This is a genomic window from Streptomyces flavofungini, assembly GCF_014650815.1.
GTDB classification, from domain to species: domain Bacteria; phylum Actinomycetota; class Actinomycetes; order Streptomycetales; family Streptomycetaceae; genus Streptomyces; species Streptomyces flavofungini.
Genome location: NZ_BMVR01000011.1, coordinates 74,470 through 95,833, shown reverse-complemented (window position 1 = coordinate 95,833; position 21,364 = coordinate 74,470). Strand labels below are relative to the sequence as shown.

Genomic DNA, 21,364 nt, shown 5'->3' with positions numbered 1-21,364 from the left:
CGGCGCGCACGGTCGATTGCGCCGCCTGGCGTAAGGGCCGGGGAGCGCGGGGGCGCCGCCCGCGCCGCGGGCGGGCCCTCTTCTACCCTTCCGAACAGGCTGTTCGTGTCCGGGCCCGAGACCGCGGCCGCCACCCGCGCTAGGCTCGACAGTGTGACGCCTCAGGAGTCGACGAACGCCGGCACGGACGTAGACGACGTAGACGCGGACACCTCCTACGGGGTGGTGGCCATCGCGTCGTCGGCCGGAGGTGTGCACGGCGCCGGAGTGCTGCTCAGCGGCCTCGGCCCCCATCTGCGCGTGCCCGTGTTCCTCGTCCAGCACCTCGACCCGCGCCACCGCACGGTGATCGCCGAGGTGCTCTCCCGCCGCACCGAGCTGCCGGTGAAGCTCGCGGAGCACGGTGAGCGGGCCCGGCCCGGCACCGTTCACATCGCGCCACCCGACCGGCACCTCCTCGTGGGCCCGGACGGCATGCTCTGGCTGTCGGACAGCGCCCTGGTCCACTTCGTGCGGCCCTCGGCCGACCTGCTCTTCGAGTCGGTGGCGGGGGCGTACGGGCCCCGGGCCATCGCCTGTGTCCTGACCGGGACGGGCTGCGACGGCGCGATGGGCGTCGACGCGGTGAAGTCGCGCGGCGGCACGGTGATCGCCCAAGATCCGGAGACGGCTGAATTCAGCGGTATGCCGCAGGCGGCCGTGGGCACGGGAGCCGTCGACTTCGTGCTACCTCTGGAGGAGATCGCCGCGGTCGTGCGCGGACTCGTCGAGGACAAGAGGCAGTGATGGCCGGTACGCAGGACACCGAGACGGACGAGGAACTTGAGGACCTTCTCGGCTTTCTGCGGGACGCACGGGGATTCGACTTCACCGGGTACAAGCGTTCCTCGCTCGGACGCCGCATCCGCAAGCGGATGTCCGATGTCGACGTGCAGTCGTACGCGGACTACCGCGACCGCCTGGAGACCAGCGCCGACGAGTTCGGCGCGCTCTTCAACACCATCCTGATCAATGTCACCTCGATCTTCCGTGACCCCGACGCATGGACGTTTCTGCAGCGCGAGGTGGTGCCGGAGCTGCTCGCCGGGCTCGACTCCGACGAGGAGGTGCGGGTGTGGAGCGCCGGCTGTTCGAGCGGCGAGGAGGCATACTCCCTGGCCATCATGTTCGCCGAGGCGCTCGGCATCGAGGAGTGCGTCAACCGCGTCAAGATCTACGGCACGGACGTCGACGAGGAGGCGCTGCGCGAGGCCCGCTCCGCGCTCTACACCGCCAAGGACCTGGAGGCCCTGCCCGCCGAGCTGCGCGAGAAGTACTTCGAGCAGAACGGCGCACAGTACGGCTTCCGGCCCGACCTGCGGCGCCGGGTGATCTTCGGACGGCACGACGTGACCCGCGACGCCCCCATCTCCCGGCTCGATCTGCTCGTCTGCCGCAACACCCTGATGTACTTCAACGTCGAGGCGCAGTCGCAGATCGTCGACCGCTTTCACTTCGCGCTGCGCGAGCGCGGGTTCCTGTTCCTCGGCAAGGCCGAGATGCTCCTGAACGACGCCGAGCGCTTCGAGGTCGTCAGCATGCGCCAGCGCGTCTTCAGACGCAGGCCCGGCGACTCGGGACCGCCCTACCAGCCCGCGCCCCTGAAGATCAGGTCCGGCGTCGGCCTGGAACAGCGCTCGGTGGCCCGCAACCGGCAGCTGCGCGACCTGCTGCTCGACGCCATTCCGGTACCGGCCGTCGCTGTCGACGCGGACGGCACGGTCGTGCTGGTCAACGCGCACGCCCGGGTGCAGTTCGGGCTCACCTCGAACGACTGCGGGCGGCTCTTCCAGGACCTGGAGATCTCCTACCGGCCGGTCGAGCTGCGCTCGCTGATCGAGCAGGCCACGCACGAACGCAGGACGCTGCGCATCAACCGGGTCGCGCGGCGGACGGGGGACGACATCCAGTACAACGACATCGTGATCCAGCCGCTCTCCGGCACCGACGGGCTGCCCGCGGCCACCATCATCACGTTCTCCGACGTCACGGTGTCCACCCAGCTCAAGGCCGAGATCAAGCGCGTACGCGAAGATCTGGAGACGGCCTACGAGGAGCTCCAGTCCACCAATGAGGAACTGGAGACCACCAACGAGGAACTCCAGTCCAGCATCGAGGAACTGGAGACGACGAACGAGGAACTCCAGTCCACGAACGAGGAGCTGGAGACCACGAACGAGGAACTCCAGTCCGGGAACGAGGAACTGGAGACCATGAACGACGAGATGCGCATCCGCTCGGAGGAGCTGGACGAGGCCCGCGCCTTCCTGGAGGGCGTGATGAGCAGCGTCGCGGCGGGTGTGGTGGTCCTGGACGCCGAGATGAGGGTCAAGAGCTGGAACCGGGGCGCGAGCGAGCTGTGGGGACTGCGCCCGGACGAGGTCATGGACGAGCCGTTCTACGGACTCGACTTCGGGCTGCCCACGGAGGAGCTGCGGCCGCTCGTCCAGAAGTGCCTGGACTCCGGCAGGCGCACCGAGCAGGTTGGTGTCACCGCTGTGAGCCGCATCGGCCGCACCATCGTGTGCAACATCGTCTGCTCGCCGTTCAACGGGCACAACGGCGGGGTCGTGCTGCTCATGGAGGAGCTGTTGCAGAGCAGCGGCTGAGGGGGCGCACGGCTCTCCTGCCTGCGGGTGTGGCGTCCGGTTCGGGGCGGCGAGCGGCGACACGGGGTGTTCACGCCAGTGTGGAGTGAGAAGTCCCCAAAGGCCCTGTGCTCGGTGAACTCCGGGCGTACTCTTCGGACATGACCCGGGGTGACGGTTATGCCGAGCAGGCCGCCTCGGCGTACGAGCGGGCCGCAGCGGCACGCGAGCGGGCCGCGAACGCCGAGGAGGCCGCTCTTCGGCATGACGCCTGGGCGCTGGAACCGGGTCAGGCGCTGCACACGGAGATGGCTGCTGCGCTCCGCAAGAGCGCCGGCTGTCACCGCTCGTCGGCGGAGCTCCAGGAGGCGTTCGCCCGCCGCATGACCCGGTGGGCGCAGGGGCACGGCGCCGTCCGGCCACGGTTCATGACCGGAGTCGCCGAGGCCTGCGGCACCAGGAGCGCCGCCCTCACCCTGGTCGACTCGGGCAACAGCCAGCTCGCCGTCGCCGCGTCCAACGAACCGGCGCGCGCCGCACAGGAACTGGAGTTCATCCTCGGCGAAGGGCCGACCCGGGACGCCGTCACCCACCGCGGCCCGGTGCTCGCCTCCGGGAGCGTGATCGAGGAGCGCTGGCCCTGCTACGGCCCCGCGCTCATCGCACTCGGCATCCGCGAGGTCGCCGCCGTGCCGCTGGACACCTCGCTGCGCCGGCTCGGCGCCCTCGCGGTGTTCGACCCGCGCCCCGGGCTCATCGGCACCCGGGCCTTCGCCGAGGTGGTGGAGGCGCTGACCCGCCTCGTGCTCCTCGACCCCGACGCCGACCCCGACCTGTACGGCGGAACCGACCACCGGGATGTGGTGCAGCAGGCCGCGGGGATGGTGTCCGTACACGTCGACTGCCGTGTCGACGACGCGCTGGCGCTCATCAAGGCCCGCGCGTTCACTCTCGCCATGCCCCTGGAGAGCCTTGCCCGCAGCATCGTGTCCGGTGATCTCAAACTCACCCCGGAAGGTCCGTCATGACGACGCCACGGCAACACCTGGCGGACATCTTCGTCGAACTGTCCGGCGGGAGCCCCGAGTCACCCCTCGACTCGCCCGGGCTGCTGGCCGCGCTCGCTGTCCGTAGCAGAGAACTCCTCGGTGTCCGTGCCTGCAGTGTGCTGGCCGGCGCGGGGGACAGCACCGACGCCGCCGAGGTCTACGCGTCCGAGGAACCGGCCCGCGAGCTGGTCCTGGACGCCCACTTGCGGCAGCAGGGGCCGGGACCGCAGTGCTGGGACACCGGCCGCCCCTTGCCGCGCACCGATCTGACGGGCCTGATGGCCCGGCAGCGCTGGCCGTACTACGCGCCCCGCGCGCTCGCCCTCGGCCACACCCATGTCGCGGCCCGTCCGCTGCGCGGCCGGGATCGGACCGTCGGCGCGCTCGTCCTGTTCGGCAGCGACCAGGAGCCGGTCACCGACGAAGGGCTGCGGCTCGGCCAGTCGCTCGCCGACATCGTGGCCATCGCCGTCCTGCGCGAACGCGAGCTGCACCGCAGCCACACCCGCACCGACCAACTGGAACACGCCCTGACCAGCCGCCTCGCCATCGAACAGGCCAAGGGCATCCTCGCCGCCCGCAAGTCCCTGTCCATGGACGAGTCCTTCGCGATCCTCCGCGGCCACGCCCGCTCCCACCAGCGCAAGCTGGCGGAGGTGGCGCGGGAGGTGGTGGAGGGGCGGCTGGCGCTTTAGCCGTTCTGGTCAGCTGTTTCTAGCCGTTCTGGCGGGCGAGGGTTCTGGGGCGGGGCTTGCCCCGGCGCGGCTCGGCCCCGGCGCGGCTCGGGCCCGGCGCGGCTCGGGCCCGGCCCTCGGGTGAGGGCCGGGCCCGGTGCTCGGCGTGGGTCAGGCGCGGTCCTCGCGGTCGTCGGCCTCGGCCTCCGCCTGCTTCGCCTGGACCTCCGGGTCCAGGGACCCCTGGGGGCTGCCGTCGACCGAGGTCAGCGGGGCCCGGTCGGGGATCTCCGTGGCCGCGGGGGGCTCGACCAGCCACTCCGGGTTGGCCTGCTTGTCCCACCACTTCCATACGGCGACCGCACCGGCCGCGAGGACGCCGAGGACGGCGAGTCGCTTGGCGAGGCGGCCGGCCCGGGCACGGCGTGCGTTGCGGCGGGCCAGCTGCTCGATCTGCGCGGGCGAGACCTGCCCGCGCAGCGCGGCGAGGGCGGCGGCGCCGCGGGCGGCGGCCTCCTCGCGGACCGGACCGGCCACGGCCACGGCGTGCTCGACGCGGGGCTTCGAGAAGTCGGCGGCCTGGCGGGCGGCCCGGCGGGTGCGGACGGCGGCCTCGTGCGCCGCGTGGTCGACCCTCGGCGGCACATGGCTGCGGGCCTGCTCCACGCGCGGCGCCACATGCGCGTCGAAATGGACGCGGGCCTGGTCCGCGGCCGTGTGCGCGGCCTGTGACACCCTGGGCGCAAGGCGCGCCCTGGCCTCCTGCGCGCGCTGCGCCGCCTTGTCCCTGGCCTCGGCCGCCTTGTCCGCGTACGGTGCCACCGCGTCCGCGGCGTGCCGCACGCTGTTCTTCGCCGAGTCGGCCGCGGCGCGCACACTGTCTTTGCGGGTCACGGGATCCTCCTCCTTGGTGGCGTATAGGTATGTCACCTTTCCACCCTTTCCGGGATCATGCCTGCCGGATCGATCCGGGGCATGTGAGGGCGGGCATCCGGGTCATCGGCCGCTCCCCCGTGAACTCGACCAATTCGGTACGAGCGGAGCTTGTCGACGACAATGCCACGGATCGCCGTGGCGCGCGCCCAGTCGGTGGCTACTCGTCCCAATCCGGTCCGTGCGAGGATCGGAGGGTCACAGAGGACAACGGAAGGCAGATCGTGGCCGAGCAGCTTTACGCCACCCTCAAGACCAACCAAGGCGACATCGAGATCCGGCTGCTGCCGAATCACGCGCCGAAGACGGTCAAGAACTTTGTTGAGCTCGCCCAGGGTGAGCGCGAGTGGGTGCACCCCGCCACCGGCAAGAGGTCCACGGACAAGCTGTACGACGGCACGGTCTTCCACCGGGTGATCAGCGGCTTCATGATCCAGGGCGGCGACCCGCTGGGCAACGGCACCGGTGGCCCGGGCTACGAGTTCGAGGACGAGTTCCACCCGGACCTGGCCTTCGACAAGCCGTACCTGCTCGCCATGGCCAACGCGGGACCGGGCACCAACGGCTCGCAGTTCTTCGTCACGGTGTCGCCGACGGCCTGGCTGACCCGCAAGCACACCATCTTCGGCGAGGTCTCGAACGACGCGAGCAAGAAGGTCGTGGACGCCATCGCCGGTACGCAGACCAACCCGCGCACCGACCGCCCGGTCAACGACGTCGTGATCGAGTCCGTCGTCATCGAGACGCGCGAGGGCTGAGCGCCGACGCGAGCTCCGGGGACGCCCGCGCGGCGCACCCGTGAGGGAACCAAACTGCCCCGCCCATCCGTAGAGGAAGGGCGGGGCGGCGCGTTCGCCAAGCCGCCTTCGTACGGAGAATGAGGGGACCCCATGGACCAGGCGCCAGGCAGCCCGCAGGAGCCGCGGGACGCGCAGGGCCCGCCGACGTGCTATCGGCATCCGGACCGGGAGACCGGCATCACCTGCACCCGCTGCGAGCGGCCGATCTGCCCCGAGTGCATGATCAGCGCCTCGGTCGGCTTCCAGTGCCCGGAGTGCGTCCGCGGTGGCTCGGGCACCGGGCACCCGGCCGCGGCCACCCAGCCGCGCACGCTCGCGGGGGGCACGATCGCCCAGGACCCCCGGCTGCTCACGAAGATCATCCTGGCGGTCAACCTGCTGGTGTTCGTCGCGGTCCGGGTGCGCGGCGACAGCCTGCTCAGCGACCTGGTGCTGATCGGCCAGTGGCCGCCGCACCCGTTCGTGCCGACCGAGGGCGTCGCCGACGGTCAGGCGTATCGCCTGGTCACGTCGATGTTCACGCACCAGGAGATCTGGCACATCGCGTTCAACATGCTGGGCCTGTGGTGGCTCGGCGGCCCGCTGGAGGCGGCGCTCGGCCGGGCCCGCTATCTGACGCTGTACGTGCTGTCCGGCCTCGGCGGCAGCGCCCTGACCTACCTCCTGGAAGACGCGGACAAGGCCTCCCTCGGCGCCTCCGGCGCGATCTTCGGCCTGCTCGGCGCGACGGCGGTCCTGATGCGGCGCCTGAACTACGACATGCGCCCGGTCATCGCGCTCCTCGCGCTCAACCTGCTCTTCACCTTCACCTGGAGCGGCATCGCCTGGCAGGCCCACGTCGGCGGTCTGGTCGCGGGTGTGGCCATCGCGTACGGCATGGTGCACGCCCCGCGCGAGCGGCGCGCCCTGGTGCAGTGGGGCACGTGCGCGGTGGTGTTCGCGGTGATCGTGGTGACCGTGGTGCTGCGGACGGCCCAGCTCAGCTGAGGTGTGGGCGGCCGGTCGGTGGGTGTCGTGCGACGCCCGCCGACCGGCCTTCGCATGTCGTGCGCGGACCGGCGCGCGTACCCGTGTTGTCCACAGTCTGTGCCCGATCTTGTGCACGAAGTGGGGAACGGGTGTTCCGCGCGTCGCCGGTCCGGGTTTTCCCAGGCGGGACAAGGGGTGCGCGGGCCGGTGCGAGCCGGTGGGTCAGTCACACCGGCGTCAACTCTCTGAGAGTTATCCACAGATCTTCAGACCTTTCCCCAGGTCTGTGGATGGCGGTGGTCGCGCTGTGGATAACTCAGGCCAGGGCTTGCGGACGGGGCCCGTTTCCGCTCTCACGGCACACAGGTGCCCGCCCGCCGTGCCCTCAGCCGCGTGGAACCGTTACTTCCACTGCGTGGAGACGCCGAAGCCAGCCGCGATGAAGCCGAAGCCGACGACGATGTTCCAGTTGCCCAGCGGGTCGATCGGCAGCTTTCCGTCCGTGACGTAGAAGACGACGATCCAGGCCAGGCCGATCAGGAACATGGCCAGCATCACCGGAGCCACCCAGCTGCGGTTGGTCAGCTTGATGGCCGTCGCCTTCTTCGACGACGGCGGCGTGTAGTCGTCTGCCTTCTTGCGGATACGTGACTTCGGCACGAGGGTCTCTCCTGTCGATGCGCTGCGTGGCCGCGCAGGGAACGGGGTGTGACGCGGGGCGGGTTCTTCGGCGCTACGGTGCGCGAAGTCCTCCCCCGGGCGTCCGTTAGCGTAGTGCTTCCGCGGCGGTGAAGGAGATAAGGGTACGTTGAGCAATTCTGCCGACTTCCCAGGAGGCACCGGTCGAGGCCGCCGCTGGCGCCCGGTGCGGCTCCTCACGATCGCCGTCTTCGCCCTCGCCGGCCTCATCTTCGTCACCAGCTTCAACACGGCCAAGGGCACCAACATCCGCACGGACGCCTCCCTGTTGAAGCTCTCCGACCTCATCCAGGAACGCAGCCGCGAGAACAAGGACCTGGAGGAGTCCAACGGCTCCCTGCGCGGCGACGTCGACTCCCTGGCCCAGCGCGACAGCCCCGGCACCAAGGCCGACGACGCCCGTCTGAAGGCCCTGGAGAAGAACGCGGGCACCCGCAAGCTGGGCGGCGACGCCGTCACGGTCACCCTCACCGACGCCCCGCCGGACGCCACCGCCAAGCTCCCCGGCTACCCCGAGCCCCAGCCCAACGACCTGGTCATCCACCAGCAGGACCTGCAGGCCGTGGTGAACGCGCTGTGGCAGGGCGGCGCCGAGGGCATCAAGGTCATGGACCAGCGCCTGATCTCCACCAGCGCCGTGCGCTGCGTCGGCAACACCCTGATCCTCCAGGGCCGCGTCTACTCACCGCCGTACAAGGTCACGGCCGTCGGCGACCCCGACAAGCTCAAGCAGGCCCTGGCGGCCTCCCCGGAGATCCAGAACTACATGCTCTACGTCAACGCCTACGGGCTCGGCTGGAAAGTCGACGACGACGGGGCGGTGACTCTTCCCGGCTACTCGGGCACAGTGGATCTCCACTACGCGAAGCCTGTGGAGCAGTAGCCCCTGGGGGACCCCGTGCCGGTGCGAGTGATCGTCAGGACGGTCAGCGAACTGTGCGTCACCATCGGCACCGTGATCGTGCTGTTCGTCGTGTACGTCCTGTTCTGGACCGGGGTGAAGGCCGACCGCGCGATGGACAGCCAGATCGACCAGTTGCAGGACCAGTGGGCGCGGCGGCCCGTCGCCGCCCAGGGGTCCGGCCGGGACGCGGACGCCGCGCCGCCGGAGCCCGCCGCGTACCCGGACGGCAAGCCCTTCGCCGTGATGTACATCCCCCGCTTCGGTTTCACGTGGAACAAGCCCGTGCTCCAGGGCACCGCCACCAACACCCTCAAGAAGGGCCTCGGCCACTACGCCCGCACCGCGAAGCTCGGCCAGAAGGGCAATTTCGCCGTCGCCGGACACCGCCGCACCTACGGCGACCCCTTCAAGGACTTCCCCGAGCTGCGCCCCGGCGACGCCGTCGTCCTGACCGACGGGACGACCTGGTTCACGTACCGCATCGACAAGAAGCCGTACCGCACCCTGCCCGCCGACATCGGTGTCATCGACCCCGTCCCGCGCAAATCCGGCTACCGCGAGCCCGGCCGCTATCTCACCCTCACCACCTGTGAACCGGAGTGGGGCCACAGCCACCGCCTGATCGCCTGGGCGCACCTCGATGCCACCCAGCCTGTGGAGGCCGGGAAACCCGAGGCACTGCGCCGTTAGTCTGGTGCCGAACGGCGACGCCTGGTGGCGCCTGACGACGGAAGGGACGGCATGTACGGCTGGATCTGGCGGCATCTTCCCGGGAACGCATGGGTGAAGGCGCTGCTCTCGCTGCTGCTCGCCCTCGCGGTCGTCTATGTGCTGTTCCAGTACGTCTTCCCCTGGGCGGAGCCGCTGCTGCCCTTCAACGATGTGACGGTGGACGGCCAATGAGCGCCCGCATTCTTGTCGTCGACAACTACGACAGCTTCGTCTTCAACCTCGTCCAGTACCTGTACCAGCTCGGCGCCGAGTGCGAGGTCCTGCGCAACGACGAGGTCGAGCTGCGGCACGCCCAGGACGGCTTCGACGGCGTCCTGCTGTCGCCCGGACCCGGCACGCCCGAGCAGGCGGGCGTCTGCGTGGAGATGGTGCGCCACTGCGCCGCCACCGGCGTGCCCGTCTTCGGCGTCTGCCTCGGCATGCAGTCCATGGCGGTGGCGTACGGCGGTGTGGTGGACCGGGCGCCGGAGCTCCTGCACGGCAAGACCTCGCCGGTCACGCACGAGGGCAAGGGCGTCTTCGCGGGCCTGCCCTCGCCCTTCACCGCCACCCGCTACCACTCGCTGGCCGCCGAGCCCGCCACCGTACCGGCCGAGCTCGAAGTGACCGCCCGCACGGCCGACGGCATCATCATGGGCCTGCGTCACCGCGAACTGCCGGTCGAGGGCGTCCAGTTCCACCCCGAGTCCGTCCTCACCGAACACGGCCACCTGATGCTGGCCAACTGGCTGGTGGAGTGCGGCGACGCGGGGGCGGTGGGGCGGTCGAGCGGGCTTGCGCCGGTGGTGGGCAGGGCTACGGCGTGACCGTGCCCGGTGGCCCCGACGCCGCCGCGCCGGGGCAGCATCCGTCGCCGTGGTTCCGGAGTGCGGCGGGGGCGGCTGAGGGGCAGGTGGGGCCCGAGGCGCCCGCGGGGGAGGCGCTGGGGGACGCGGAGGTGCCGCCCGAGCCGTACCCGGCGGCGTACGACCCTCCCCGGGACGACGAGACCATCGGGCTGCGGACGGCCGACACGCGCCGAATAGTGGCTGCCGGGCAGCCGGAGGCGGTCGTCCCGGGTGGACGGGCGGCGCGCCGCAAGGCCGCCAAGCGCAAGGGCCGCCGGGGCGCGAAGCCCCCGGCCACCGGGTCCGGGCCGGCCGCGGCCACGTCCGCCGCCGAAGCGGAGCGCCCCCGCACCCGGGTCGAGGCCCGCCGCGCCGCCCGTGCCGCGAAGCCGGGCCCCGCCACCGTCGCCAGCCGCGCCATCGGCGAACTCTTCATCACCATCGGCGTCCTGATGCTCCTCTTCGTCACGTACCAGCTGTGGTGGACGAACATAAGAGCTCAGCAGCAGGCCGACGAGGCCGCCCGCAAGCTCCAGGAGGACTGGGCGAAGGGCAAGGGCAAGCCGGGCGCCTTCGAACCCGGCGAGGGCTTCGCCCTGCTGCACATCCCGAAGCTGGACGTCGTCACTCCGGTCGCCGAGGGCATCGACAAGCACAAGGTCCTCGACCGGGGCATGGTCGGCCACTACAGCAAGGGCAGCACCAAGACCCCGATGCCGGAGGCGAACCCGGGCAACTTCGCGCTCGCCGGTCACCGCAATACGCACGGCGAGCCGTTCCGGTACATCAACCGGCTCAAACCGGGCGATCCGATCGTCATCGAGACGCAGGACCGGTACTTCGTCTACAAGATGGCGAGCATCCTGCCGCAGACCAGCCCCGGCAACACGGCGGTCCTCAACCCCGTACCGCCCGGCTCCGGCTTCACGAAACCCGGCCGCTACATCACACTGACCACCTGTACCCCCGAGTTCACGAGTAAGTACCGAATGATCGTGTGGGGCAAGATGGTCGAAGACCGGCCACGCGCCAAGGGAAAGCCGCCCGCGCTGGTCGACTAGACGCTGAGACAGACGGGGCAGATGCAGTGGCAGCCACCACCGAAGAGGACGAGCAGGAGCGGGCCGAGCGGGCCGGGGAGTCCGCGCCGAAGCCCGCGCCGCGGCAGCCCGGCCGTGGCCGGATCGCGATGGCGGTCAGCGTCTTCGGCGAACTCCTCATCACCGCGGGCGTGATCCTCGGCCTGTTCGTCGCCTACTCGCTGTGGTGGACCAACGTCATAGCGGACCGCGAGGCGAAGAAGCAGGGCAACCGCGTCCGCGACCACTGGGAGGCCAAGGGCCCCGGCGCCATCGACACCAAGGACGGCATCGGCTTCCTGCACGTGCCCTCGATGACCGGCGGCGAGATCCTGGTCACCAAGGGCACCAACACCAAGACCCTCAACCACGGCGTCGCCGGGTACTACACGGCCCCCATCAAGTCCGCCCTGCCCCAGGACGAGAAGGGCAACTTCACCCTGGCCGCCCACCGCGACGGCCACGGCGCGAAGTTCCACAAGATCGACAAGATCGACGAGGGCGACCCGATCGTCTTCGAGTCCCGCGACAAGTGGTACGTCTACAAGGTCTACAAGACCCTCCCCGAGACCTCGAAGTACAACGTCCGCGTCCTGGACCCGATCCCCAAGGAGTCGGGCGCGAAGAAGTCCGACCGCTACATCACCCTCACCACCTGCACCCCCGTCTTCACCTCGAACTACCGGTATGTGGTGTGGGGGAAGTTGGAGCGGGTCGAGAAGGTGGACAACGAGCGGACGCCGCCGCGGGAGCTGAGCTAGCCCGGGACGAGGGCCCGCTGAGTTAGCCCGGGACGCGAGCCCGGAGCGCGGACGAGGGCCCCGGCACCTTCTGGTGCCGGGGCCCTCGTCCTTGTCCGCTGTACCGCCGGTGTAACGCCGGAGGCGTCAGTCCCGCCCGTGGCGGCCGAAGCCGGTGGCGCCCTCGATGAAGCCGCCGCCGTTGCCGCCGCCGTTGTTCCCGCCGCCCTGGTCGCCGCCGGAGCCGCCGGTGGTCACCAGGTTGATCGCGGTGCCGGACGGGACCTTCTGGCCGCCGTTCGGCGTGGAGAGGACCACACGGGCGTCGTCGTCCTGCGGGCCCGTGATGGTGCCCACGGTGAGGTCGGCGTCCTCGATGGCGTCACGGGCGTCCGAGAGGGTCTGGCCGCCGACCGCCGGGACGGTGGCCTCCTCCGGCTCCTCCTCGGCCTTCTTCTTGGCGACCTGGACGGTCACCGTCGAGCCCGGGTCGACCTCGGTGTTGGCCGCGGGCGAGGTCTGGATGACCTTGCCCTCCTCGACGCTGTCGCTCTCGACGTCCGAGCGGACCGGCTTCAGGCCGTTGTCCTCCAGCTGCTTCTTCGCGGCTTCCCAGGTCTGCCCGGAGACGTCCGGGACCGGGGTCTGGGACTTCTTCTTGGCCACGCTCAGCGTGATGGTGCTGCCCTTCTGGCGCTCCGTACCGGAGGTCGGGTCCTGCTCGAGGACGCTGCCCTCGGTCTCCGGGGACTCCACCTGCTTGGTCTTGACGACGAAGCCGTACTTGGGGGCTTCCAGCTTCTCCGTGGCCTTGTCGACGTCCATGCCGATGACACTCGGCACCGCCACCTTCGGCGCACCGGTCGACACGACCACATTGATCGTGTCGCCCTTCTCGACCTTCGCGTCCGCACCCGGGTCCTGCGAGCAGATCTCCCCCTTGGGGTACTTCTCGCAGGGCTCGCGCTTGGACACCACGATCTCCAGGTCGACGTTCTTCGCCGACCGCTGCGCTTCCTTCAGGGTCTCGCCCACGAAGTTCGGTGCCTTGGTGTCGTCGCTCTTCCCGCTGCTGCCGGTGAACGCCCACTTGCCGATGAGGATCGCCCCCACCAGGACCAGGATGCCCGCGGCGATCAGCAGGATCGTCGACGTGTTGCTCTTCTTCTGGCCGCGGCCGCGCCGTGACCCGTCGTCGTAGCCGTCGTCGGGGTTGACCGGCGGCATCATGGACGTCTGGCCGTGGCCCGCGCCGCCGTTCTGCGAGCGGAGCATGGCCGTGGCCTGGTCGTCGGGGTGACCGCCGTAGCCGACGGCGCCCATGGCGGCGGTGGCCGCGACGGGCTGGCCGTCGAGGCAGGCCTCGATGTCGGCGCGCATCTCGTCGGCCGACTGGTAGCGGTAGTCCGGGTCCTTGGTGAGCGCCTTCAGGACGATGGCGTCCATCTCGGGCGTGATCTCGGCGTCGAAGACGCTGGGCGCCTGCGGCTCTTCCCGTACGTGCTGGTAGGCGACCGCGACCGGGGAGTCCCCGACGAACGGCGGGCGGACGGTCAGCAGCTCGTACAGCAGGCAGCCCGTCGAGTACAGGTCGGAGCGCGCGTCGACCTGCTCGCCCTTGGCCTGCTCCGGCGAGAGGTACTGTGCGGTGCCGATGACGGCGGCCGTCTGCGTCATCGTCATCCCGGACTCACCCATCGCACGGGCGATGCCGAAGTCCATGACCTTGACCTGGCCGTTGCGCGTCAGCATGACGTTCGCGGGCTTGATGTCGCGGTGGACGATCTGGTTGCGGTGCGAGTACTCCAGGGCCTGGAGGATGCCGATGGTCATCTCCATGGCGCGCTCGGGCAGCAGCTTGCGCCCGGAGTGCAGCAGCTCGCGCAGCGTCGAGCCGTCGACGTACTCCATCACGATGTACGGGATGGAGACCCCGTCGACGTAGTCCTCGCCGGTGTCGTAGACCGCGACGATCGCCGGGTGGTTGAGCGAGGCGGCCGACTGGGCCTCACGGCGGAACCGGGCCTGGAACGACGGGTCGCGGGCGAGGTCGACTCGCAGCGTCTTCACCGCCACGGTGCGGCCGAGGCGGGTGTCGTGCGCGAGGTAGACCTCCGCCATCCCGCCGCGGCCGAGCACCTGGCCCAGCTCATACCGGCCGCCGAGGCGACGCGGCTCTTCCATAGCTATTCCAGCCCTCTCCGTCGGTCCCGACCGCACCGAGTTGCGCGGTCCGGCGGTGTGCTGTCCGGGCATACCGTACCCGGCTCGCCTGACGTGACCCGGCCGCAACTGTCACCCGATACAGGACCGGTATCGCAACGTGCACCGATGTGGAGGGGTCGTGACAGGGGTCACTTCTTGCTGTCGATGACCGCCTTCATCACGTCCCTCGCGATCGGCGCCGCGAGCCCACCGCCGGAGATGTCGCCACGGGAGGCGTCACTGTCCTCCACGACCACGGCCACGGCGACCGGGGAGCCCGAGTCGGTCTTGGCGTAGCTGATGAACCAGGCGTACGGGTTCTTGCTGTTGTTCAGACCGTGCTGCGCGGTACCGGTCTTGCCGCCCACTGTGACGCCCGGGATCTTGGCCTTGGTTCCCGTGCCCTCGTTCACGACGGTCTGCATCATGTCCTGGAGCTTCTGCGCGTTCTCCTTGGACAGCGGCTCGCTCATCTCCTTGGGCGAGTGCTTCTCGATCACGTCGAGGTTCGGCGCCTGGAGCTCCTTGACCATGTACGGCTCCATCAGGGTGCCGTCGTTGGCGATCGCCGAGGTGACCATGGCCATCTGCAGCGGCGTCGCCGCGGTCTCGAACTGGCCGATGGAGGAGAGCGCGGTCTGCGGCTTGTCCATCTCCTCGGGGAAGACGGAGGCGTTCGAGCGGACCGGGACGAACTGCTCCTCGTTGAAGCCGAACTTCTCGGCCGTCTCCAGCATCTTGTCCTTGCCGAGGTCCGAGCCGATCTTGCCGAAGACCGTGTTGCAGGACACCCGCAGCGCCTCGCGGAGCGTGGCGTTCTTGCAGGGGATGTTGCCCTCGTTCTTCAGCTCGGTGGTGGTGTTCGGCATCGTCCAGGGCAGCGGCGACTTCGTCTTCTCGTCTATCTCCGTGTACAGGCCGTGCTCCATCGCCGCCGCGGCCGTGACCACCTTGAAGGTGGAGCCGGGCGGGTAGGTCTCGCGCAGCGCGCGGTTCAGCATCGGCTTGTCGGCGTCCTTGTCGAGCTTCCCGAAGGTCTCCGCCTCTGCGCTGGTGTTGCCGGCGAACTTCGAGGGGTCGTACGAGGGCGTCGAGGCCAGCGCGAGGATCGCACCCGTCGAGGGGTCTATGGCGGCGACCGCGCCCTTGCCGAGGCCCTTCAGGCCGTTGTAGGCGGCCTTCTGCGCGTCCCGGTTGAGCGTCGTGACGACGTTGCCGCCCTCCTTCTTCTTGCCGGTCAGCATGTCGAGGCTGCGGCGGAAGAAGAGCCGGTCGTCGTTGCCGGTGAGGATGCGGTCCTCGATGGACTCGATCTGCGTGGCGCCGATGCGCTGCGAGGCGAAGCCGGTCACGGGCGACCACATGGGCCCGTTCTTGTAGGTCCGCTTGTACTTGAAGTCGTCGCCGTCGACCTTCTGCGAGCCGGTGATGGCCTTGCCGTCGACGATGATGTCGCCGCGCGGCTGGGCGTACCGCTCGATGGGCACTCGGCGGTTCATCTCGTGCTCGGCGAGGTGGTCGGCCTTGACGTACTGCAGCCAGTTGTCGCGGGCGAGCAGCGCGAGGACGAGCAGGCCGCAGAAGATCGCGATGCGGCGCAGAGGCTTGTTCACGGCCGTACCACCTGGGTCATCTCGGCGTCGGGGTTCGGGGCGGGCGACGGGGCCGGGCGGCGCGCGGTGTCGCTGATGCGCAGCAGGATGCCCACGAGGGCCCAGTTCGCGATCACCGAGGAACCGCCGTACGCGATGAACGGCATCGTCATACCCGTCAGCGGGATCAGGCCCATGACGCCGCCCGCGACGACGAAGACCTGGATGGCGAAGGCGCCGGACAGGCCGACCGCGAGCAGCTTGCCGAACGGGTCGCGGGCCGCGAGCGCCGTGCGCACACCGCGCTCCACGATCAGGCCGTAGATCAGCAGGACGGCCATGATTCCGGCCAGGCCCAGCTCCTCGCCGTACGTGGCGAGGATGAAGTCGGAGTTGGCGGCGAAGCCGATGAGGTCGGAGTGGCCCTGACCGAGGCCGGTGCCGAGCGTGCCGCCGGAGCCGAAGGCCATCATCGACTGGGCGATCTGGTCGGTCCCGGTCGACGCGATGACTTCCTTGTTGAACGGGTCGAGCCAGGCGTCCACACGCACCTTGACGTGCGGCTCGAAGGAGGCCACGGTGACGGCGCCGATGGCTGACATCAGCAGACCGAACACGATCCAGCTGGTGCGCTCCGTGGCCACGTACAGCATCACGATGAACATGCCGAAGAACAGCAGCGACGTACCGAGGTCGGTCTCGAAGACCAGGATCAGGATCGACATCGCCCACACGGCCAGGATCGGGCCGAGGTCACGGCCACGCGGCAGGTACAGGCCCATGAAGCGGCGGCTGGCGAGGGCGAGTGCGTCCCGCTTCACCATCAGGTATCCGGCGAAGAACACCGCGATGACGATCTTCGCGAACTCGGCGGGCTGGATGGAGAACCCGCCGACCTGGATCCAGATCTTGGCGCCGTAGATGTTCTTGCCGAGGCCCGGCACGAGCGGCAGGAGCAACAGCCCCATCGCGCCGATCATCGAGATGTACGTGTACCGCTGGAGGACGCGATGGTCCTTGAGCAGCAACATCACGGCGACGAACAGGGCGATGCCGATCGCCGAGTACAACAGCTGCTTGGGAGCCGCCGCGCTGAACGCCCCGAAGGAGGCCTTGCCGAGCTGCTGCAGCCTCTCCGACTGGTCGAGCCGCCAGATGACCACCAGGCCGAGGCCGTTGAGCAGCGTGGCGAGGGGCAGCAGCAGGGGGTCCGCGTACGGCGCGAACTTGCGCACGACGAGGTGCGCGACGCCCGCGAGCAGGCCGAGGCCCAGACCGTAGCCGAGCATGCCGGGCGGCAGCTCGCCGGAGATGGCGAGGCCCACGTTCATGTAGGCGAACAGCGGGATGACGACGGCGAACACCAGGAGCGCGAGCTCGGTGTTGCGTCGGCTCGGCGCACCGATGGCGCCGATCGTCGACGTTTGTGTAGTGCTACTGCTCATGGCGTGCAAGGGCCCCCAACGGCTGCTTACTGCTTACCGCACTGCGGGACCAGATCCTTCTCCTGCTGGGAGAGGCTGGGGCCGGGTGTGGGAGTCGGTGCGGTGGTGGACTTGGACTTTTCGTCCTTGGTGCCCGGGTCGTCCGCCGCGCGGAAACTCGCGTTGCGGAAGTCCGGCTTGGAGGTGTCGGCCGGGTTGGGCGAGCCGTCCTGGCCGCCCGCCTCGCCGTCACCGGGCTTGGTGTTGTCGTTCTTCTCGCGCTCACGCTCGCGCTTCTCGCGGTTCTCCCGCTCGATCGCGCGCCGCTCGGCGTCCTTCTTGCACGCCGAGGCCTGCAGGCCCAGTTCGCCGATCTTCTTCTCGGCGTCGTCGAGGTTGCCCTCCTGGATCGTCGACTCGACCTGCTTGCGCTGGTACGGCGGCAGGTACTTGAGTTCGATCTCGGGGTGGTCCTTCTCGACCTTCGACAGGCTCACCCAGGCGAGGTCCTGGTCGATGCCGCGATAGAGCGCGACGTGCTCGTCCTTGGTGCCTACGTAGTACTGCGTCTGCGTCCAGCGATACCCGCCGTACAGGCCGCCGCCGACCACGGCGAGGGCCAGTGCGGTGTACAGCGATCTCTTCAGCCACTTGCGGCCGCCGCCGGGCTTCACCAGGTCCTCGTCGCCGTATGCCCCGAAGGAGCCGCCCTCGGGGACGTACCCCGGGGTGTCGTCGCCGCTTCCGGGCGGGCCGAAGCCGCCTCCGGAGGGGCTGGGCGGCGTCTGGCGGCCGAGCCCCGAGGCGCGGCCCGCGGGCGTCTGCATGGCGCCGTCGTCGTTCGCCTGGAGCTGGTTCTCGGCGACCGCGCCGACCACCACGGGGGTGTCGGACAGCTGGCCCGCGAGGGTGTCGCCGGTGTCGATGTCCAGGACGTCGGCGACGATCACCGTGATGTTGTCGGGGCCGCCGCCGCGCAGCGCGAGCTGGATCAGCTCCTGCACGGTCTCCTGGGGGCCCTGGTAGCTGGCGAGGGTGTCCTCCATCGTCTGATGGGACACGACCCCGGACAGGCCGTCGGAGCAGATCAAGTACCGGTCGCCCGCGCGGACTTCACGGATCGACAGATCCGGCTCCACGTGGTCGCCGCTGCCGAGCGCGCGCATCAGGAGCGAGCGCTGCGGATGCGTCGTCGCCTCCTCCTCGGTGATGCGGCCCTCGTCGACGAGCCGCTGCACCCAGGTGTGGTCCTGCGTGATCTGCGTCAGGACGCCGTCGCGCAGCAGATACGCGCGCGAGTCGCCGACGTGCACGAGACCGAGCCGCTGACCCGTCCACAGCAGGGCGGTCAGGGTGGTGCCCATGCCCTCGAGCTGCGGGTCCTCCTCGACCATCAGCCGGAGCTGGTCGTTGGCCCGCTGCACGGCCGTGCCGAGCGACGTGAGGATGTCCGAGCCGGGGACGTCGTCGTCGAGGGTGACGAGCGTCGAGATCACCTCGGAGCTGGCGACCTCGCCCGCGGCCTGGCCCCCCATGCCGTCGGCGATGGCGAGGAGACGCGGACCCGCGTAACCGGAGTCCTCGTTCCCCTCCCGGATCATGCCTTTGTGCGATCCGGCGGCGAAGCGCAGTGACAGACTCATGCGCACCTCGCCCGTCGGCTCCGGGTACATCCGCACGGTGCCCACCCTCCGGTCGGGAGCGCGCTGGCGTCCAGGTCCTGGACCGCGTCGGCTCGCTCGCTCCGCTCGCGCTCATTCATGATGTAGCACTACTTCCGCAGCTCGATGACGGTCTTGCCGATGCGGATCGGCGCGCCCAGCGGAACGGGCGTCGGGGTGGTCAGGCGGGTCCGGTCGAGATACGTGCCGTTGGTGGACCCGAGATCCTCGACGATCCACTGGCCGTCACGGTCCGGGTAGATCCTGGCATGCCTGCTGGAGGCGTAGTCGTCGTCCAGCACGATGGTCGAATCGTGTGCCCGGCCCAGCGAGATGGTCTGCCCCTGCAGGGCGACGGTGGTGCCCGTGAGGGTGCCCTCCGAGACGACCAGCTTGGTGGGGGCGCCGCGCCGCTGGCGGCCGCCGCTCTGCTGGCGCTGTGGCGGCGGCGCGGCCTGCTGGCGGGCCGCTTGGCGGCCGCCCTCACGACGCGAACCGCGCTGGGTGACGCGCGTACCGAACAGGTCGCTGCGGATGACCTGGACGGCCACGATCACGAACAGCCACAGTACGGCCAGGAAACCCAGCCGCATGACCGTCAGGGTCAGCTCTGACATTGCCCCCGCTTCACCCTTCGGCTTGCCGGTAAATGATGGTGGTGCTGCCCACGACGATCCGCGAGCCGTCGCGGAGCGTAGCGCGGGTGGTGTGCTGCCCGTCTACCACGATGCCGTTGGTAGACCCGAGATCCTGGATCGTCGAGGGCGTTCCGGTCCGGATCTCACAGTGCCGGCGCGAGACGCCGGGGTCGTCGATCCGCACATCGGCGTCGGTGCTGCGGCCCAGCACCAGCGTCGGGCGGGAGATCTGATGGCGATTGCCGTTGATCTCGATCCAGCGCCGCACTTGCGCGCCCGGGAGGGAGCCGGAGCCCGGCCCCTGCGGCCGCGCCGCCGCCGGAGCGGCTCCGCGGCCCGCACCCGCGCCGGGAGGCGGCGCGGCGGGCATGGGAGGGGCGCCCGAGGGGCCCTGCGGATAGCCGGAGCCGCCGCGGGGGCCCTGACCCGCGCTCGTGGGACCGCCGCCGGGGGCGCCGGGCCCGCCGGGACCCGCGGGGCCACCGGGAGCGGAGTCGGGAGTCTGCGAGGTGCTGGACGCGAGCGTGCGACTGCGCACCCGGTAGAGGCCCGTGTCCAGGTCCTCCGCCTTCTCCAGGTGGACCTTGATGGGGCCCATGAAGCTGTAGCGCTGCTGCTTCGCGTACTCGCGCACCATCCCGGAGAGCTCGTCGCCGAGCTGTCCGGAGTACGGGCTCAGGCGCTCGAAGTCGGGCGCGCTGAGCTCCACGATGAAGTCATTGGGAACGACGGTCCGCTCGCGGTTCCAGATCGTCGCGTTGTTGTCGCACTCGCGCTGCAGGGCGCCGGCGATCTCGACGGGCTGGACCTCGGACTTGAACACCTTGGCGAAGGTGCCGTTGACCAGACCTTCGAGTCGCTGCTCGAACTTCTTCAGGACTCCCATGGGGCACCTCCTCCGTCGTTGTCATCCTCGTACTGCTTACTGATCGTATCCACGCGCCGGGAAATCAGGTGGTTCCCCCTGTCCGCCCGGACCACGAGTGTCGCCCCTCACAAGGCATGCCCGCACTGGTCTTCCGCGATCCTCAGGGTTCCTTCAGGGGTGTCCCGGGGCTCCGCCCGGGTTCGCTCCGCCGATCCTCGGGGATCGGTCAGGGCTCCCGCGGGAACCGTCCTGAGTCCCGCGTCGGAGGCTGCGCCGACGGCTCGGTCCGGGCTCGCTCCGCGCCTGCGTGCCGCGCTCCGCTCGGGGCTGATTCCGCGCTCCTCCTGGGCTCCTTGTGGGCTCCTTCCGGGGTCCCGGGCCGGGCCTGGCTCGGGCCTCCTCCTACTTCCTCTTAAGAGGGATCGTAGAGGGGGTCCCAAGACAGTGTCCCGCACGCGGCTGTGGACCTAGGAGGAGGACTTGACGTCCGCCTTGGTTGCGTCGGGCGGGTGGTTCGGCCGGTTCTGCTCGCGCGCGGGGCGGGGCGGGGGCGGGTCGTGATCGGGCCGGGGCGGCTGGTGGGGACGGGGTGCGACACGTCTGCGCAGGCAGTGGTTGCGTCCGCGTGTTCCGCGCGGGTGCCCCCGAATACGGATGTGAATCCACCCTCGCCAGCGTGCTAATCTTCTGGATGTCGGCAGGCGCTCGCACCAACCAGTGAGAGACCCAAAGACAGCACCCATGCGCGGGTGGCGGAATAGGCAGACGCGCTGGATTCAGGTTCCAGTGCCCGAAAGGGCGTGGGGGTTCAACTCCCCCCTCGCGCACAGAGAAGAACCGATGAACGGGTCTTCACCAAGGACGAAAGTCCTGGTGGAGGCCCGTTTCTCGTGTTGGGGGCATTCCGGGGTGCGGCGCGTAGCCGATGATCCGGATGTTCTGG

General features: G+C 69.9%; 20 protein-coding genes and 1 tRNA gene. 13 read left to right on the top strand and 8 right to left on the bottom strand.

What is annotated here, in order from left to right; translation table 11 throughout:
- Positions 1–225: 225 nt before the first annotated feature.
- From IE274_RS27000 to IE274_RS26985, 4 genes are all read left to right on the top strand, one after another.
- The gene (locus tag IE274_RS27000; RefSeq protein WP_198897786.1) at positions 226–786 is read left to right on the top strand and encodes a chemotaxis protein CheB; all 561 of its coding nucleotides are present in this window, start codon (positions 226–228) and stop codon (positions 784–786) included.
- The gene (locus IE274_RS26995; RefSeq protein WP_190118497.1) at positions 786–2,648 is read left to right on the top strand and encodes a CheR family methyltransferase; all 1,863 of its coding nucleotides are present in this window, start codon (positions 786–788) and stop codon (positions 2,646–2,648) included. The genes IE274_RS27000 and IE274_RS26995 overlap by 1 nt, the downstream gene beginning before the upstream one ends.
- A gap of 140 nt (positions 2,649–2,788) precedes the next feature.
- Positions 2,789–3,655, top strand: a complete 867-nt coding sequence (locus tag IE274_RS26990) for a GAF domain-containing protein (RefSeq protein WP_190118496.1) — start codon at positions 2,789–2,791, stop codon at positions 3,653–3,655.
- Positions 3,652–4,371: a GAF and ANTAR domain-containing protein gene (locus IE274_RS26985; RefSeq protein ID WP_190118495.1), complete on the top strand. Its 720-nt coding sequence runs from the start codon at positions 3,652–3,654 to the stop codon at positions 4,369–4,371. The genes IE274_RS26990 and IE274_RS26985 overlap by 4 nt, the downstream gene beginning before the upstream one ends.
- Positions 4,372–4,521: 150 nt before the next feature.
- On the opposite strand, the gene IE274_RS26980 is transcribed toward IE274_RS26985, so the two are convergent.
- Positions 4,522–5,244 carry a DUF5324 family protein gene (locus tag IE274_RS26980; RefSeq protein ID WP_190118494.1) on the bottom strand — a complete coding sequence of 241 codons (723 nt, stop codon included), beginning with the start codon at positions 5,242–5,244 and terminating at the stop codon, positions 4,522–4,524.
- Positions 5,245–5,507: 263 nt separating this feature from the next.
- On the opposite strand from IE274_RS26980, the gene IE274_RS26975 reads away from it, so the two are divergent.
- Positions 5,508–6,041, top strand: a complete 534-nt coding sequence (locus IE274_RS26975) for a peptidylprolyl isomerase (protein ID WP_190118493.1) — start codon at positions 5,508–5,510, stop codon at positions 6,039–6,041.
- A 132-nt stretch (positions 6,042–6,173) separates the two neighbouring features.
- Positions 6,174–7,070, top strand: a complete 897-nt coding sequence (locus tag IE274_RS26970) for a rhomboid family intramembrane serine protease (RefSeq protein WP_190118492.1) — start codon at positions 6,174–6,176, stop codon at positions 7,068–7,070.
- A 384-nt stretch (positions 7,071–7,454) separates the two neighbouring features.
- Here IE274_RS26970 and crgA read toward each other — a convergent pair whose 3' ends face one another.
- Positions 7,455–7,712, bottom strand: coding sequence for a cell division protein CrgA (gene crgA, locus IE274_RS26965; RefSeq protein ID WP_190118491.1), 258 nt, complete (start codon positions 7,710–7,712; stop codon positions 7,455–7,457).
- Positions 7,713–7,860: 148 nt separating this feature from the next.
- Between crgA and IE274_RS26960 the strand changes: the two genes are divergently transcribed.
- Genes IE274_RS26960 through IE274_RS26935 form a run of 6 tightly spaced genes read left to right on the top strand, consistent with a single transcriptional unit; the run spans position 7,861 to position 12,054 of the window.
- The gene (locus tag IE274_RS26960) at positions 7,861–8,634 is read left to right on the top strand and encodes a DUF881 domain-containing protein (RefSeq protein WP_190118490.1); all 774 of its coding nucleotides are present in this window, start codon (positions 7,861–7,863) and stop codon (positions 8,632–8,634) included.
- Between the two features lie 21 nt (positions 8,635–8,655).
- Positions 8,656–9,345, top strand: coding sequence for a class E sortase (locus tag IE274_RS26955; protein ID WP_190118489.1), 690 nt, complete (start codon positions 8,656–8,658; stop codon positions 9,343–9,345).
- A gap of 51 nt (positions 9,346–9,396) precedes the next feature.
- Positions 9,397–9,558: a hypothetical protein gene (locus IE274_RS26950; protein WP_190118488.1), complete on the top strand. Its 162-nt coding sequence runs from the start codon at positions 9,397–9,399 to the stop codon at positions 9,556–9,558.
- A complete protein-coding gene (locus tag IE274_RS26945; RefSeq protein ID WP_190118487.1) occupies positions 9,555–10,193 on the top strand; it encodes an aminodeoxychorismate/anthranilate synthase component II in 639 nt (212 codons plus the stop codon). The genes IE274_RS26950 and IE274_RS26945 overlap by 4 nt, the downstream gene beginning before the upstream one ends.
- Positions 10,124–11,275 carry a class E sortase gene (locus IE274_RS26940; protein ID WP_372446972.1) on the top strand — a complete coding sequence of 384 codons (1,152 nt, stop codon included), beginning with the start codon at positions 10,124–10,126 and terminating at the stop codon, positions 11,273–11,275. The genes IE274_RS26945 and IE274_RS26940 overlap by 70 nt, the downstream gene beginning before the upstream one ends.
- 26 nt (positions 11,276–11,301) lie before the next feature.
- On the top strand, positions 11,302–12,054 hold the full coding sequence (locus IE274_RS26935; protein ID WP_190118486.1) for a class E sortase: 753 nt from the start codon (positions 11,302–11,304) through the stop codon (positions 12,052–12,054).
- A gap of 126 nt (positions 12,055–12,180) precedes the next feature.
- Here the strand turns inward: IE274_RS26935 and pknB are convergent, their stop codons facing one another.
- The 6 genes from pknB to IE274_RS26905 all read right to left on the bottom strand — a co-directional run bounded on the left by pknB (position 12,181) and on the right by IE274_RS26905 (position 20,439).
- Entirely contained in the window at positions 12,181–14,217 is a 2,037-nt protein-coding gene (gene pknB, locus IE274_RS26930) for a Stk1 family PASTA domain-containing Ser/Thr kinase (protein ID WP_190118485.1), read from the bottom strand.
- A gap of 170 nt (positions 14,218–14,387) precedes the next feature.
- A complete protein-coding gene (locus IE274_RS26925; protein WP_190118484.1) occupies positions 14,388–15,851 on the bottom strand; it encodes a peptidoglycan D,D-transpeptidase FtsI family protein in 1,464 nt (487 codons plus the stop codon).
- A complete protein-coding gene (locus tag IE274_RS26920; RefSeq protein WP_030360576.1) occupies positions 15,848–17,275 on the bottom strand; it encodes an FtsW/RodA/SpoVE family cell cycle protein in 1,428 nt (475 codons plus the stop codon). Before IE274_RS26920 ends, IE274_RS26925 begins: the two co-directional genes overlap by 4 nt.
- Positions 17,276–17,301: 26 nt before the next feature.
- Positions 17,302–18,897 carry a Stp1/IreP family PP2C-type Ser/Thr phosphatase gene (locus IE274_RS26915; RefSeq protein WP_229909839.1) on the bottom strand — a complete coding sequence of 532 codons (1,596 nt, stop codon included), beginning with the start codon at positions 18,895–18,897 and terminating at the stop codon, positions 17,302–17,304.
- Positions 18,898–19,025: 128 nt separating this feature from the next.
- A complete protein-coding gene (locus tag IE274_RS26910; RefSeq protein WP_030360578.1) occupies positions 19,026–19,532 on the bottom strand; it encodes an FHA domain-containing protein FhaB/FipA in 507 nt (168 codons plus the stop codon).
- Between the two features lie 10 nt (positions 19,533–19,542).
- On the bottom strand, positions 19,543–20,439 hold the full coding sequence (locus tag IE274_RS26905) for an FHA domain-containing protein (protein WP_190118482.1): 897 nt from the start codon (positions 20,437–20,439) through the stop codon (positions 19,543–19,545).
- Between the two features lie 725 nt (positions 20,440–21,164).
- Here IE274_RS26905 and IE274_RS26900 point away from each other — a divergent pair.
- Positions 21,165–21,248 (top strand) — tRNA-Leu (locus tag IE274_RS26900).
- The last annotated feature ends 116 nt before the right edge of the window (positions 21,249–21,364 follow it).